Annotated in this window: 15 protein-coding genes; 13 read left to right on the top strand and 2 right to left on the bottom strand. The window is 67.5% G+C overall.

The annotated features are described in order from the left end of the window. Positions 1–3 precede the first annotated feature (3 nt). The 8 genes from P0M04_RS31600 to P0M04_RS31565 all read left to right on the top strand — a co-directional run bounded on the left by P0M04_RS31600 (position 4) and on the right by P0M04_RS31565 (position 6169). Positions 4–828 carry a MaoC/PaaZ C-terminal domain-containing protein gene (locus P0M04_RS31600; protein ID WP_259452541.1) on the top strand — a complete coding sequence of 275 codons (825 nt, stop codon included), beginning with the start codon at positions 4–6 and terminating at the stop codon, positions 826–828. 16 nt (positions 829–844) lie between these two features. After that, a complete protein-coding gene (locus P0M04_RS31595; protein WP_259452542.1) occupies positions 845–1096 on the top strand; it encodes an acyl carrier protein in 252 nt (83 codons plus the stop codon). Next, complete coding sequence (locus P0M04_RS31590; protein WP_259452543.1) at positions 1096–1989, top strand: diiron oxygenase; 894 nt, start codon at positions 1096–1098, stop codon at positions 1987–1989. Before P0M04_RS31595 ends, P0M04_RS31590 begins: the two co-directional genes overlap by 1 nt. Continuing rightward, positions 1989–3500 carry a phytoene desaturase family protein gene (locus tag P0M04_RS31585; protein WP_259452544.1) on the top strand — a complete coding sequence of 504 codons (1512 nt, stop codon included), beginning with the start codon at positions 1989–1991 and terminating at the stop codon, positions 3498–3500. The genes P0M04_RS31590 and P0M04_RS31585 overlap by 1 nt, the downstream gene beginning before the upstream one ends. Before the next feature lie 14 nt (positions 3501–3514). Beyond that, the gene (locus tag P0M04_RS31580; protein WP_259452545.1) at positions 3515–4309 is read left to right on the top strand and encodes an alpha/beta hydrolase; all 795 of its coding nucleotides are present in this window, start codon (positions 3515–3517) and stop codon (positions 4307–4309) included. Beyond that, complete coding sequence (fabG, locus tag P0M04_RS31575) at positions 4291–5043, top strand: 3-oxoacyl-ACP reductase FabG (RefSeq protein ID WP_259452546.1); 753 nt, start codon at positions 4291–4293, stop codon at positions 5041–5043. The genes P0M04_RS31580 and fabG overlap by 19 nt, the downstream gene beginning before the upstream one ends. Before the next feature lie 11 nt (positions 5044–5054). After that, entirely contained in the window at positions 5055–5378 is a 324-nt protein-coding gene (gene fdxA, locus P0M04_RS31570) for a ferredoxin FdxA (RefSeq protein ID WP_259452547.1), read from the top strand. A gap of 62 nt (positions 5379–5440) precedes the next feature. Then, the gene (locus tag P0M04_RS31565) at positions 5441–6169 is read left to right on the top strand and encodes a helix-turn-helix transcriptional regulator (RefSeq protein ID WP_259452548.1); all 729 of its coding nucleotides are present in this window, start codon (positions 5441–5443) and stop codon (positions 6167–6169) included. Positions 6170–6273: 104 nt separating this feature from the next. Here the strand turns inward: P0M04_RS31565 and P0M04_RS31560 are convergent, their stop codons facing one another. Then, positions 6274–7272, bottom strand: coding sequence for an SLAC1 anion channel family protein (locus P0M04_RS31560; protein ID WP_259452549.1), 999 nt, complete (start codon positions 7270–7272; stop codon positions 6274–6276). A 122-nt stretch (positions 7273–7394) separates the two neighbouring features. Further along, positions 7395–8360 (bottom strand): methyltransferase, encoded by a 966-nt coding sequence (locus P0M04_RS31555; protein ID WP_259452550.1) that lies wholly within the window; start codon positions 8358–8360, stop codon positions 7395–7397. 195 nt (positions 8361–8555) lie between these two features. Between P0M04_RS31555 and P0M04_RS31550 the strand changes: the two genes are divergently transcribed. The 5 genes from P0M04_RS31550 (at position 8556) to P0M04_RS31530 (ending at position 13553) form a co-directional block, all read left to right on the top strand. Further along, a complete protein-coding gene (locus tag P0M04_RS31550) occupies positions 8556–8738 on the top strand; it encodes a hypothetical protein (RefSeq protein ID WP_259452551.1) in 183 nt (60 codons plus the stop codon). 36 nt (positions 8739–8774) lie between these two features. Beyond that, on the top strand, positions 8775–9644 hold the full coding sequence (gene ypfJ / locus P0M04_RS31545) for a KPN_02809 family neutral zinc metallopeptidase (protein WP_259452552.1): 870 nt from the start codon (positions 8775–8777) through the stop codon (positions 9642–9644). A 195-nt stretch (positions 9645–9839) separates the two neighbouring features. After that, on the top strand, positions 9840–11024 hold the full coding sequence (locus tag P0M04_RS31540) for a zinc-dependent alcohol dehydrogenase (RefSeq protein ID WP_259452553.1): 1185 nt from the start codon (positions 9840–9842) through the stop codon (positions 11022–11024). A gap of 9 nt (positions 11025–11033) precedes the next feature. Next, on the top strand, positions 11034–11630 hold the full coding sequence (locus P0M04_RS31535; RefSeq protein WP_259452554.1) for a hypothetical protein: 597 nt from the start codon (positions 11034–11036) through the stop codon (positions 11628–11630). 159 nt (positions 11631–11789) lie between these two features. Next, positions 11790–13553, top strand: a complete 1764-nt coding sequence (locus tag P0M04_RS31530; protein WP_259452555.1) for a M4 family metallopeptidase — start codon at positions 11790–11792, stop codon at positions 13551–13553. Positions 13554–13563 lie beyond the last annotated feature (10 nt).

The following is a 13563-nucleotide window of genomic DNA, read 5'->3' as shown; positions in this document are numbered from 1 at the left end:
GCGATGCAGACTGCAAAACACCTGGCCGCCGCGCCGATGCCGCTGACGCTGTCGTTCGACATGCCCGCGGTGGAGCAGTGGGCGCAGTTTTCCAGCGACCGCAATCCGATCCACTTCGACCTCGCGCACGCCCGCGCGGCCGGCCTCGATGCGCTGATCGTGCACGGCATGCTCGCGATGATGCCGATGAAGGAAGCCGCGTCGCAAGCCGTCGCACCCGACGGCTGGATGAAGTTCCGCACCCTGCTGCGCAACCCCATCGCGCACGACCGCGACGTCGTCTTCACGACGAAGCCGGCGGCCGACGGTATCGCGTTCCGCCTGCACGACACCACGGGCAAGACGGAACACTTCCGCGGCACATATGGCCGGGTGGGCGACCCGTCGGCCCAGTTGCAGGGCGACACGCCGCGCGGCAAGCCGCTCGAACGCGCGCACCTCGACCGGTTCTTCGCCACGTACCCGCACGTGCGCGAACGCTGGATCGCACTCGATGCGGTCGTGTTTTCCCAATTCATGCGCTCGCGGCTGCACGTCCTCGAACGCCTGGCGCACGCACACATGATGCGCCTGTCCGGCGGCGCGCCTGCATCGCGGGTGGTCGTGCAATCGAGCCACACGGTCACGTTCGACGCGGCGTTCTTCGACGCCTCCGCCGATGCGGACCAGTGGAACCGACTGCATCACGCCTTGCTCACGCCCGAATTGCTCGCCAGCGGCAATCAGATCGGCGGCGTCGTCGCGCTGCCGGTCCTGTGTGCGGGCCGTCTCGTCATGCTGGTGGAAGTCGGCCTGGTCGCCAGGTTCGACACTGATATCCCTAACTAATCAACGGAGGTAACAAATGAATGTAGCCGAATTCCTGCAGGATGCGATCGTGGAACTGAAGGACGTCGACGAGTCGACGCTCATCCCGGCGCTGACGTTCGAGGAACTGGAACTGGACAGCCTGGACTACGTGGAAATCCAGCTGCGCATCAAGAAGAAGTTCAAGGTCGAGATCACGCCGGAGCTGTTCGCATCGGGCCAGTTGAAGAACCTGGGCGACCTGTATGCGTACATCGAGACGAACCAGCCGCAGGCGGCGGTGGCGTGATGACCGGTCAACCGCCCATCATCCCGCTCAGCCCGCGCGGCCGGCTCGGCGTGGAAACCCTGATCGAAAAGTCGCACGCGGCGCCGATGGACCTGAACCAGGTCGTGCCGTGGCGGCAGGGCGTCGACCGCCAGGGCGTGCCCAAGAAAATGGAGCACTGCTGGATCTACGGCACCCCGTGGTTCGACGCGCTGACGGAGGCGCAGCGCCACGAGGTGCTGTGGCTGGAAAACGCGCGCGACGTGTCGATGTTCATCCTGCTCGAACAGACGCTGCCGCCGCTGTACATGGGCTACCTGAACGCCCACGCGGATGCGCTGGCGCCGGACGTGCGCGAATACCTGATGATCTTCTCGAAAGAGGAAATCATGCACACGCTGATGTTCCGGCGCTACATGAAGCTGGCGCGGTTGCCGCTGTTCGGCCCACCGGACGGCCTGCACGAGATGCTGACGGTGCAGCTGCCGAAGATGCATCCGGTGGCCGGCATCATCGCGACCTTGCTGCTCGAATGGGTGGCCGAGCTGTCCGCCATGTTCGTGTCGCAGGACGATGTCGTCGAACCGCTGACGCGCGAGATGTTCCATCAGCACCACCTGGAGGAAGCGCGCCACATCGCCTTCGGGCGCTGGGTCGGCGAGTCGTTCTTCGAACATGCGCCGGAAGTGCAGGCCGCACAGATGCGCCAGATGATGCTCGGCCTGATGGCGCGCCTCGTCCCGCAGTTCACGTACAACCCGGAGATCGCGCGCCACACGTCGTTCGCGTTCCCGATCGCCTGCGACGACCAGGCCGCGATCGACGCGGTGCGCTTCTCGGAACGGAGCCTGGCGCTCAACGAGAAGCGCTTCGCGCCGCTGTATGCCTGGCTGCGCAAGGTGGGAGTCTCGTGATGGACGCCGGCAGCCGTTGGGACGCGATCTGCGTCGGTGCCGGCATCACCAGCCTCGCGTTCGGCGCGCAGGTGGTGAAGCGGCATCCCGGCGCACGCATCCTCGTCATCGACAAGCACGGCGTGCCGGGCGGCTATGCGACCGTGTTCCAGCGTCCGAAGGCGGGCGCCGCCTTCGACTGCAGCCTGCACAAGCTGAGCGGCATGGGGGAGGGCGGCAATCTGCGCCGGATCTTCGCCGACCTCGGGCTCGATGCGGAACTGGGCCTGAAGGTGCCGGCCGATTATTTCGAGGCCTGCCTGCCCGGCGGCGCCATTCGCTTCGGCAACGGCGTCGACGCTTTCCGCCAGGCGCTGCACGAGCGCTTCCCGCACGAGCGCGCTGGCCTGGACCGGTTCTTCGACGAGGTGGCGGTCCACGGTCGCAACGGCTACCACCAGTTCCAGATGATGGACGGGACCTTCGAGCCGGACTTCGCGCAGCTGCGCTACGCCCACAAGCACCTGAAGCACGTGACGGTGGCCGATGCGCTCGCGCAGCGCATCAACGACCCGTGGCTGCGGGAGATCCTCGCGGCCACCGGCATCTACGTGGGCGGCTTCCCGGAAGACCTGGGCTATTTGTACTTCCTGCACGTCGTGTACGCGACGCTCACGCAGGGCAATGCCTACGTCGAGGGCGCGTCGCAGCGCCTGTCGGACGTACTCGCGGCCCGTATCGTCGCGGCCGGCGGCCACGTGCTGCTGGGGACCGCGGTCCGGAAGATCCTCAGCGACGACGCCGGCAAGGTCCGTGGCGTTGCGACGGCCAGGGGCGATTTTTACGCGGACCGCGTGTACCTGAACGCTGCGCCGCATTACGCGCTGCGCACCCTGTTCGACGACCGGCCGGCGTTGGCTCCCATACGGCGCAAGCTGAAGAACCTGAAACCGTCGCGCTCGACGACGACCGTGTACCTGACGACGGACGCGGCGCCGGCGGACCTCGGCCTCGCCAGCACCGAGACGATGATCTTCGCATCCGGCGCCGACGCGAGCCGCGCCGCACGCGCCGTCTGTGACGGCGACGAAGCGTGCGAACGGGCCTACTGGCGCGACAGCGTCATGGAAGTCACGAACTACCACGCGCTCAATCCGAGCGGCGGGCGCATCGTCTGCCTGAACGTGCTGGACACGATGGCGCACTGGCCGGAACGCCGGTCGCCCGCCTACAAGCTGAAAAAGGCGCGCGCGCTGAACGTCATGCTCGAACGGCTGTATGCCGCGAAACCGGGCTTGCGCGGGCATGTCGTCTACACGGAAGTGTCGACGCCGCGCACGTACGAGCGTTTTACCAACAACACGGACGGAGCGGGCTATGGCGCGATGGTGGGGACGGACTTGTCCGGCCATGTGTTCCACCACGCGTTCCCGATCGCGGGCGTCCATTTTCTCAGCGCCTGGGTGGCCGGCCCCAGTTACGAGGCCGCGTTCGGGTATGCCGAGATGAAGGCGAAGCAATGGGCAGCCTAGCGGGTGGGATTCTCATGCGAACGCTGTTCCGGCCCGTGTTCGGCTGGCGCGGCGACGGCCCGGCGGGCCTGGAACCGTTCGTCCACACGAGCACGGACGGCAGCTGGCTGGCCGGCGCGGTGGTCGCCAGCCGGCGCGTGCCGGCACGCGGCGTCGTCCTGCTGTGCCACCCGTTCGTCAAATACGGCATGCACTGGTTCTTCAACCACGGCTACCACGAGTGGCTGGCGGATGCCGGCTACCACGTCGTCGGTTTCGACTTCAAGGGCTTCGGCCGCAGCACGGTCGACGGCGTGTCGTTCGCCGAAGACGTCGTCGCCGTGGGCGAATGGGCGCACGAGCGCTGGCCCGGTCTGCCCGTGCACGTGCTGGGCGCGTCGTTTGGCGCCTTTCACGCGCTGCACGCCATCGCGACGGGGCGCACGGCGTTCGCGTCGGTGCTGTGCGACAGCGTGCCGGCGACGGTCGCGCGCTTCTTCGGCGGCGGCGTGACGGGTGCCGTCATGCGGGGCATGAGCACGAGCCGCTGGGCCGATGCGACGGGCACGCGTCCGATCTTCCGCTCGCTGCCGCTGCCGGACGATCTGCCGCGGCTGTTCCTGTTCGGCGGCGACGACCCGTTCATCGCACCGGCCGAGGTGGCGCGCCTGCGCGAGGCCTGCGGGGCGACCAGCGTGCGCGTGTATCCCGACTGCGGCCACCTGGAAGTGCGCAAGGCATTCCCCGGCGCCTACCGCGGCGCCATTCTCGGTTTTCTCTATCATTCATCTTCAAGCAAGGACTATCATTCATGGATTCGAACGCAGTAAAGATACAGTGGGTACTGGTCACGGGCGGCACGCGCGGCATCGGCCGCGGTCTCGTCGCCGCGTTCTGCGCGGCCGGCTACGACGTTGTGTTCACGTACCAGCGCTCGCACGAGGCGGCCGCGGAACTCGTGTGCGAGATGGCGGACATCGGCGCGCACGCGACGGGTCACTGCTGCGACAGCGCGGACGAGGAGGCCGTCAACGCGCTGGCGCGCGGGCTGCTCGTCGAGCGGGGCGCGCCGCATGCCGTCGTGAACAACGTCGGCATCACGCGCGACGCGGTCCTCATGCGCATGAGCAGCGAACAGTGGACGGACGTCGTCAACGCCAACCTGAACGCATCGTTCTACGTCACCCGCGCCTTCGCGCATGCCATGGTGGAAGAGGGCGACGGCGTGATCCTGCAGATGTCGTCCGTGTCCGGTTTCAAGGGCAACGTGGGGCAGACGAATTACTCGGCCACGAAGGCCGCGATGATCGGCATGACCCGCTCGCTCGCGCTGGAACTGGGCCGCTTCAACGTGCGGGTGAACGCCATCGCGCCGGGCTTCATCACGACCGAGATGACGGCCGACATCCCTGAGGCCAAGCTGAAGTCCCTCGGCGCCGGCATCCCGCTGCGCCGCTTCGGCACGGTGCGCGAAGTGGCGTCGCTCGCGACCTATCTCGCCTCCAGCGATGCCGCCTACATCACGGGCCAGACGTTCGTCGTCGACGGCGGCCTCACCGCGTAACGGGAGGCAGCGTGACGTATGTCGTGACCGAACCTTGCATCGGCTGCAAGCACACGGACTGCATCCAGGTCTGTCCCGTGGATTGCTTCCATGAAGGCGCGAACTTCCTCGCCATCGACCCGGAGCGCTGTGTCGATTGCGGGTTGTGCGAAGTGGAGTGTCCCGTCGGCGCCATCGTGGCGGAGAGCGGGCTGGCGCCGGATCAGCTGCACTGGCTGGCGCTGAACGAGGACCTGGCGCGGCGCTGGCCGCCCATCACGCAGCGCAAGCCGGCACTGCCGGATGCCGCCGACTGGGCCGCGCGCACGGACAAACTGGCCGCACTCGTCCGCTGAGGCGCATTTCCCCCCACGGATGTGGCATGCGCGCCGTGTCGCGATGGCGCATCCTTGCGGGCATGAACTCACCCATCGATCATCGCATCCTTGCCCTGTTCTCCGCCTGCCATGGCATCGACACGCGCGCGGGCTTTCTGGACGACGTGTATCCGCTGCTGCAGCAGATTTTGCCGCACGAGCGTTTCGTGTGCGGCATCGCAACGGTCGCCCCGGTGGCCGTGCTGGACGTCGTCAATGCCGGCTTTCCCGACGTGTTCGTCGGCGGCATCGTCGACCGGGGCGGCCGCATCGCCAGCCCCATGATCCGCCACTGGCTGATGCATGACACGCCCGTCTATTTCGACGAGACCGCGCGCGCCGCGTTCGTCGAACCGGAGGATGCCGGGTGGCTCGCGTCGTTCCGGCAGCACGGCATGCGCAACATGATCGCGCACGGCGTGAAGGACCTGCACGGCGGCGCGACCAGCTATTTTTGCTTTGCCGGCGTGACGGACGGCGACGCAGAAAGACAGCGGCTGCTGCAGCTACTCGTGCCGCACCTGCACGCGGCGCTCAGCACGCACTACCGGCTCAAGGAGCGCGCGCCGGACGTCGAGCTGTCGTGCCGCGAGCGCGAAGTCCTGCAACTGGTCTGCGTCGGCAAGACCAATGAGGCGATCGGGACGATCCTCGGCATCAGCCCGTGGACGGTCAAAGTCCACGTGCGCAACTTCATGGCCAAGCTGAACGTTTCCACGCGCGGGCATGCGGCGGCGATGGCGATGAAGAACGGCCTCGTGACCATCTAGCCACCCCCTGTCGTTCCCGCGAAGGCGGGAACCTAATTTTGCATGCGTCGCGATACCGCGTGCAAATTGGGCCCCCGCCTGCGCGGGGCGACGTTTAAGGCTATCTAACTCAGTTCACGCAGCCGGCCACGCACAATCCCCATCAGCGTCTGCACGGCGAACAGGGCGATGACGAGTGTGGCGATGCCGAGGATGAGCAGCGCGATCGCATCCATGAGCGGGCTGTCGGCCACCGCCGCGTAGCGCAGCGCCGTCACGGCCGACGCGGCGAGCGGGAAGCTGGCGGCCCACCACGCCACGCGGAACGGCGAGCACGCCGGCAGGTGGACGAGGCGCGCCAGCAGCACGGGCAGCAGGAACAGCATGACCATGACCAGTCCTTGGGCGAACGCATCGACCTGCCCGAACGTGGTCGTGTAAGCCGAGTAGCCCACGGCGAACGGCGCCATCAGGATCAGCAGCGACGGCTGCAGCGCGGGCGGCAGGGCGTCTTCCGTGATCAGCCGCGACAGCAGCATGCCCAGCAGCGGCAGCGCGAAGAACAGGCCGACGGCGAGGCCGAACACCATCACGCCATGCAGGCCGTCCCAGTGCAGCAGCGGCGCGGCCAGCGGGATGTCGAGCATGCCCACGACCGGCACGATCCACGCCGGCGCCACCTGGGCCGGCGTGTGGCGCACGGACAGCCAGCGGGTGACGATGGTCCACGCGAACACGGTCATCCCGACGGCGCCCAGCACCCACGCAAGGCGGGCGAGGCCAAGGCTGACGTCGGCCAGCAGGAACGGCAGCAGCAACAGGCTGATCAGCGGCGTGCCGAACAGGTTGCCGCCGACCGGATGGGAGAACTCGGCGCGCACCGTGGACCACCCTGCCGCGGCCTTGACGCCGTACGCGACCGCCAGCGCGACGAAGGTGAGCACGGCGACGACGCCGATGGCCTGGCCGAGGATGGCCGGCGCGCCGAACGCCTGGTGCGCGAGGCGCCACGCGAGCGCGAGGCCGGTGAGGCCCATCACGGCACCGAACAGGCCGACGGGCAGATAAGACAGGGTGGTCGGAACGGCTGGCGCGGCAGCGACAGCGGGGCGTGCGGCTTGCATGGCAGGTCTCCTCGTGATGGTGCTGAGGAGGTCATTCTCGGGGCGCGGGCACGCGGCGGCCATGCCCGGATGCGGCAGCGTTTTGCCCGATCGTCTCGATCGGCGGGCGCTTGGTTGGCCACTTACCCGCGCCGGATGGCGTGCAGCCACACGGCCGCGATGCGTTCCACGTTTTCATAGCCCTCGCAGCCCAGCTGACCGCCGAACACGTCCGGATCGAGCTCCTCGTACGACCAGCCGTCCGTGTCCGCATCGAGACGGTCGCGGATGGCGGCGAGAAACGGGTCGGCGCCGTCGACGATGGCCACGCCCGTGTACAGCAGCAGGCTGCCGCCGGGATGCAGCCGGTCCAGCGCCGCATGCACGATGCGGATCGACAGCTCGGCGCCGTGCGTGCCGCCGCCGTGGCGGTACGTCAACTCGTCCGGATCGAGGATGTAGGGCGGGTTCGACATGACGAGGTCGAAGCCGCCGTCGATCCCGTCCAGCAAATCGCTGCGGCAGGGTACGACGTTGTGCGCCCCGTTCAGGCCCGCGTTGACATCCGCGAGCGCCAGTGCGGCCGGATTGATGTCGGCCGCGTAGACAGTGGCGTCGGGGCAGCGCAGCGCCAGTTCGATCGCGCCCGGGCCGGCGCCGGCACCGATGTCGATGGCGCGGCGCACCGGCCGGCGCAGTGCCCCGTGCGGGCCGAGCATGCGTGTCAGGGCACTCGTGTAGCGGTAGGTGTCGGGGCCGAAGAACACGGCGTCCTCGTCGGATGTCGGCCAGGCCGAGTGGAAGTACAGGTGGTCGCCGATGGTCGAGGCGCGCACGTCCGCACGCCAGCCATCCGGGCCTTCGGGGACCGCCAGCCCGGCCGCGCGCAGTTGGCCGTCGATGGTCTCCGGCAGCACGCCGGTGCGGTACGGCCGGCTCCAGCCGAACACGCCGCGCAGGTCGTGGGCCCAGGCATTTTCCGGACGATTGTTGACGCGGCGGTGCGTGGCGGGAGTGACGGTCACGAAACGGTAGCCGGTGGCCTGTAGACTGCGGCCGAGCGCGGCCAGCGCGTCGTGGTGGGCGAAGGTGGGGGCGGTCGGGGTCATGCGCGCCAGCATGCATGGCGCGCGCGCCCGCGTCCGTTCGGGGGCGCACAGAGACGTGGACGGGCTGTCATGCAGGCGGGGTTCACCGTGTGGCATGATGCGGCTTATGTGAAAGTTCGAACAGATGCGGCCGCGCGCCGTATGCACAATGGACGGGCTGATGCAGGACGCGTGGCCCTACAGACGAGGACGACCATGAAAACGACGCCGGACGTAACCCTTCGCGAGCGACTGGAGCGCGAGGTCGAACGCGAGCGCCACGAACGCGTACTGCACGACGAAGAGCGCGCCGGCCTGGCGGTGGACGACGAGTTCCGCCTCAAGGATGTGCGCGAAAACATGGGGTCGGTGAAGATCAGGCGTGCCAGGGAACGCTGACGGTCCTCCGGCTCGACAACAAGCAAGGAGAACATCATGCGTTGGGAAGGCGACAGGCAGAGCGACAACATCGAGGACCGCCGCGGCGGTGGGGGAGGCGGCGGATTCGGCATCGGCGGCGGGACCGTCGGCATCGGCACGATCGTCGTGGCGCTGCTCGGCTCGTGGTTCTTCGGCGTCTCGCCGTCCACGATCCTGAACCTGCTGTCGGGCGGCTCGCCGGCCCAGGTCCAGCAGGCGCCCGCGCATCCGCCCGCGAACGACCGCGAGACGCAGTTCGTGCGCACCGTGCTCGGCTACACCGAGGACACGTGGTCGCAGATCTTCCGCGCCAACGGGGCGACGTATTCGCCGCCGCGCCTCGTGCTGTACTCGGGCCGCACGTCCACGGGCGGTTGCGGCACGGGCCAGTCCGCCGTCGGGCCGTTCTACTGCCCGGCCGACCGCAAGGTCTACATCGACCTGACGTTCTTCCGGATGATGCAGCAGCGCTTCCAGGTAGGCGGCGAATTCACCCAGGCGTACGTGATCGCGCACGAGGTCGGCCATCACGTGCAGAACCTGCTGGGCATCTCGGGCAAGGTCGACAGCGCGCGCCGGAACCTGTCCGAGACCGAGGCCAACGCCGCGTCCGTCCGGCTCGAACTGCAGGCCGACTGCTTCGCCGGCGTGTGGGCCTACCACACGAACCAGGCCAAGCAGATCATCGAACAGGGCGACGTCGAGTCCGCGCTGAACGCGGCCAGCGCCATCGGCGACGATGCGCTGCAGCGCCAGTCGCGCGGCGAGGTCGTGCCGGATTCGTTCACGCACGGCACGTCGGCCCAGCGCGTGCGCTGGTTCAAGCGCGGACTGGAGACGGGTTCCGTACAGCAGTGCAATACGTTCGAGGCGCGCCAGCTCTGAGCGTGCTTCGTTCCCGCCCAACGGCCGCCGCGTGCGGCCGTTTCCTTTTAAAAACAAAGCACTACGAATCTTTAAAAAAGTGTTCCGTAACCCCCGTTCGTTTCCGTGCGCGTATCGCCTTCCTTAGTGTTTTGACATACCGTGTTGTCCACGCCTCGTCCATTGCGGCGGGCAGTCAACCAACGAGGAGGAATTATGCTGGCAATGAATTACCGGGGACCGTATCGCGTCCGCGCCGATTACAAGCCCGATCCCGTCATCGAACACCCGGGCGACGCCATCGTGCGCGTGCTGCGCTCCTGCATCTGCGGGTCCGACCTGCACCTGTACCACGGCATGGTGCCCGATACACGCGTGGGCCACACGTTCGGCCACGAGTTCATCGGCGAAGTCGTGGACGTCGGGCGCGACGTGCAGACGCTGAAAGCCGGCGACCGGGTGCTGGTGCCGTTCAACCTGTTCTGCGGCTCCTGCTTCTTCTGCCAGCGCGAACTCTATGGCAACTGCCACAACACGAACCCGCAGGCGACCGCCGTCGGCGGCATCTACGGCTATTCGCACACGGCCGGCGGCTACGACGGCGGCCAGGCCGAGTACGTGCGCGTGCCGATGGCCGACGTGGGCCCGTACCCGATCCCCGACGACCTGCACCTGGACGACGCCGTGCTGCTGACGGACGCACTCCCCACGGGTTACCAGGCCGCCGAGATGGGCGACATCAAGGAAGGCGACACGGTCGTCGTCTTCGGCGCCGGCCCGGTCGGCATCTTCGCGGCCAAGTCCGCGTGGCTGATGGGCGCGGGCAGGGTGATCGTCGTCGACGAGGTCGAGTACCGCCTCGAATTCGTCAAGCGCTATGCCCAGTGCGAAATCGTGAACTTCCGCGAAGTGAACGACATGGCGGAGCACATCAAGAAGATGACGGACTGGATGGGCGCCGACGTCTGCATCGACGCCGTGGGCGGCGACGCGGCCGGCTCCATCGCACAGACGCTGACGGGCCGCCTGATGAAGGTGCAGGCCGGCGCCTCGACCGTGCTGCACTGGGCCATCAACAGCGTGCGCAAGGGCGGCAACGTGTCGATCGTGGGCGTGTACGGCCCGACGTTCAACGCGGTCCCGATCGGCAATGCGCTGAACAAGGGCATCACGATGCGCATGAACCAGGCCAGCGTGAAGCGCCATCTGCCGCGCCTCATCGAACACATCCGCGAAGGCCGGCTGAACCCGAAGGAAATCATCACGCACCGGGTGCCGCTGGAAGAAGTGGCGGACGCGTACCACATCTTCTCGAGCAAACTCGACAACTGCATCAAGACCGTCCTGATCCCGCCGTCCGCGCGCGAGGTCCAGGCCGTGAATGCCAGCGCACTGCATTGAGGAGACGTCATGGAAGCGAAAACCGACACCGGTGCGCAGCACCACCATCACCACCACCATCACGACGACGATGCCGGTCACGTGCATGCCCACCCGCTGCAGGGCGACATGGCGGAAGGCCCGCGCCGGCCCAGCCGCGAGGAACTGTCGCACATCCAGGGCTGGGGCGCCGACCTCGACCGCAAGAACCGCCCGGCCGTGCCGATGGAGCGCATGCCCGCGCGCTTCATCCACCCGCACGAGGGCAAGCTGCCGCAGCAGCCGGAGAACGTGGAAGTGCTCGTGTCGACGGAACGCCCCGGCATCACGCCGATCTTCGGCACCGCGCAGCCGCCGAAAGGCCTGTCCGGCATGATGCGGCGCGTGGCCTTCCGCTGGGCCGAGAACGACCTGCGCCACTGGCTCCTGCTGCTCGCCGCGGACCGCGTGAACGTCGTCGAAGGCATCGGCGAGGACCTGGCCCACGGCAAGGTGCCGAACGTGCTGGCCGAGATGGGCATCAAGGCCGAGTGGGAGCACAACCGGGCCGGCCTCGTGAAGAAGGCTGTCCTGGCCGGCGCCGTCGTCGGCACGGCCGTGTACCTGATGCGCCGGCGCGAGCGCTGATCGTGCCGTAAGGTGCGCCCGCGCGCACCGGCATGCGCGTCTTTGAAGATCGCCTCACGGCTGCCGCAAGCGCCGTGGGGCTTTTTGCGCTTGAGCAAGTTCCTTTGAGCGAGCTCGGCCACACTGCATCGGTGTGCCCGCTCAATGAAAGGAAATCTCATGAACAAGCGCAAGATGTTGCTGGCGTCGTTCGGCGCCCTGTCCCTGGCTGTCGTCGTGCCCGCGGGCGCGTCCGGTCCAGGCACCATGAGCCCGGCGGTCGCCGCGTCCCCGCAGCTCGACGCGGCGCTGCTGGCCCAGCTGGACGCGCGCCGCGCCGCGCGCGGGCAGGATGCGCGCTTCGGCTATGCGGTCATGGCCCGGCATCCCGGCACGCAGGGCACGCAGATCGCGCGCGTGGCCCACACGTACAAGAACGTGCGCATCTTCGGTTTCGAATCCGTGCTTGTGCTGGATGCCAACGGCAAGATCCTGTCCGAATCCGATTCCGGGCAGCGCGCCAATTTTGCCAAGGCGGACGCCGGGCCGGGCACCGATTTCAGCGTCGTGCCGGCGATCTCGTCGAAGGCCGCGATCGATGCGGCGCTGGCATCGCTGGGTGCCTCGGCGCGCCACGAGACGCCGCCCAGCGCGGAATTGATCATCTGGCCCGCGATGCGCACGGAACGCGTGCCCGACGCGCGCGATAAGCAGGAGCAGGAACTCAACGCGCTCGACGTGCAGGAGGTCGTCGATCACTACGAACTCGCCTACCTCGTGCACACGCGCATGGTCGTCGGCGACAAGCCCGTGTACCACGACACCATCGTCAGCGCCCGCGACGGCGCCATCCTGGCCCAGTGGAACATGCTGCAGACGGTGGTGGGCGTGGGCCACAGCCAATACAACGGCGACGTGCCCATCAACACGACGCTCAGCGAGGGCAAATACAGGATGATCGACGATGCCCGCGGGACGGGCGGCACGTTCGGCGCGATGGCGATCACGAACGCGAACCATGGCACGAGCGCAGGCAGCGTCTACGTCAACGATACGAACACATGGGGCGACGGCAAGCAGTACGTGAACGGCGGCTCGACGACGAACGCGAACGGCCAGACGGCCGCCGTGAACGCGATGTGGGGCCTAATGAACACGTACGACACGATGAAGAACGTGTTCAACTGGCTGTCGCTGGACGGGCACAACACGGCGACGTACATCGCGGCGCACGTCAACACGGCGTACGACAACGCGTATTACAGCGACACGTGCCGCTGCATGTTCATCGGCGACGGCTCCAGCTTCAACAGCCTGGGCTCGATCGACGTGATCGGCCACGAGATGGGCCACGGCGTGACGGCCGCCACGTCGAACCTGACGTATTCCGGCGAGTCGGGCGGCCTGAACGAATCGTCGTCGGACATCAACGGGGAGGCCGTCGAAGCGTATGCGCGCGGGGGCGGGAAGGGCGACACCATCCCGCTGGCGGGCAACGACTGGGTGCTGGGCAAGGAGATCAGCAAGACGGGCACGCCGCTGCGCTGGATGTACCGCCCGAGCAAGGACGGCAGCAGCCCGGACGCCTGGAACAGCTCGATCAAGCGCCTGGACGTGCACTACAGCAGCGGCCCGAACAACCGCATGTTCTACTTCCTCGCGCAAGGCTCGAGTGCGGACAAGGCCGGCGACTATTACAGCAAATACCTCGTCAAGACCCCGGCCGCGATGACGGGCATCGGTCTCGACAAGGCCTACCGGATCTGGTTCAAGGCGAACACGACCAAGTTCACGTCGAGCACCAATTACGCGGACGCGCGCGCCAAGATGATCGAGGCGGCGGGCGAGCTCTACGGCAAGAGCAGCCGCGAAGCGATTGCCGTGCAGCGGGCGTATGCCGCGATCAACGTGGGCGCGGACGTGGACGAAGCAGCGGGGCAGTAAAGGCGCACCT

The organism is Telluria mixta (assembly GCF_029223865.1).
Classification (GTDB): domain Bacteria; phylum Pseudomonadota; class Gammaproteobacteria; order Burkholderiales; family Burkholderiaceae_D; genus Telluria; species Telluria mixta.
This window is presented reverse-complemented; position numbering and strand designations above follow the sequence as displayed.

Coding starts and splice junctions, on each gene's coding strand:
- P0M04_RS31530 (WP_259452555.1), top strand. CDS start 11,790: ATGAACAAGCGCAAGATGTTGCTGGCGTCGTTCGGCGCCCTGTCCCTG.
- P0M04_RS31535 (WP_259452554.1), top strand. CDS start 11,034: ATGGAAGCGAAAACCGACACCGGTGCGCAGCACCACCATCACCACCAC.
- ypfJ (WP_259452552.1), top strand. CDS start 8,775: ATGCGTTGGGAAGGCGACAGGCAGAGCGACAACATCGAGGACCGCCGC.
- P0M04_RS31585 (WP_259452544.1), top strand. CDS start 1,989: ATGGACGCCGGCAGCCGTTGGGACGCGATCTGCGTCGGTGCCGGCATC.
- P0M04_RS31550 (WP_259452551.1), top strand. CDS start 8,556: ATGAAAACGACGCCGGACGTAACCCTTCGCGAGCGACTGGAGCGCGAG.
- P0M04_RS31565 (WP_259452548.1), top strand. CDS start 5,441: ATGAACTCACCCATCGATCATCGCATCCTTGCCCTGTTCTCCGCCTGC.
- P0M04_RS31540 (WP_259452553.1), top strand. CDS start 9,840: ATGCTGGCAATGAATTACCGGGGACCGTATCGCGTCCGCGCCGATTAC.
- P0M04_RS31595 (WP_259452542.1), top strand. CDS start 845: ATGAATGTAGCCGAATTCCTGCAGGATGCGATCGTGGAACTGAAGGAC.
- P0M04_RS31555 (WP_259452550.1), bottom strand. CDS start 8,360: ATGACCCCGACCGCCCCCACCTTCGCCCACCACGACGCGCTGGCCGCG.
- P0M04_RS31590 (WP_259452543.1), top strand. CDS start 1,096: ATGACCGGTCAACCGCCCATCATCCCGCTCAGCCCGCGCGGCCGGCTC.
- P0M04_RS31580 (WP_259452545.1), top strand. CDS start 3,515: ATGCGAACGCTGTTCCGGCCCGTGTTCGGCTGGCGCGGCGACGGCCCG.
- P0M04_RS31560 (WP_259452549.1), bottom strand. CDS start 7,272: ATGCAAGCCGCACGCCCCGCTGTCGCTGCCGCGCCAGCCGTTCCGACC.
- fabG (WP_259452546.1), top strand. CDS start 4,291: ATGGATTCGAACGCAGTAAAGATACAGTGGGTACTGGTCACGGGCGGC.
- P0M04_RS31600 (WP_259452541.1), top strand. CDS start 4: ATGCAGACTGCAAAACACCTGGCCGCCGCGCCGATGCCGCTGACGCTG.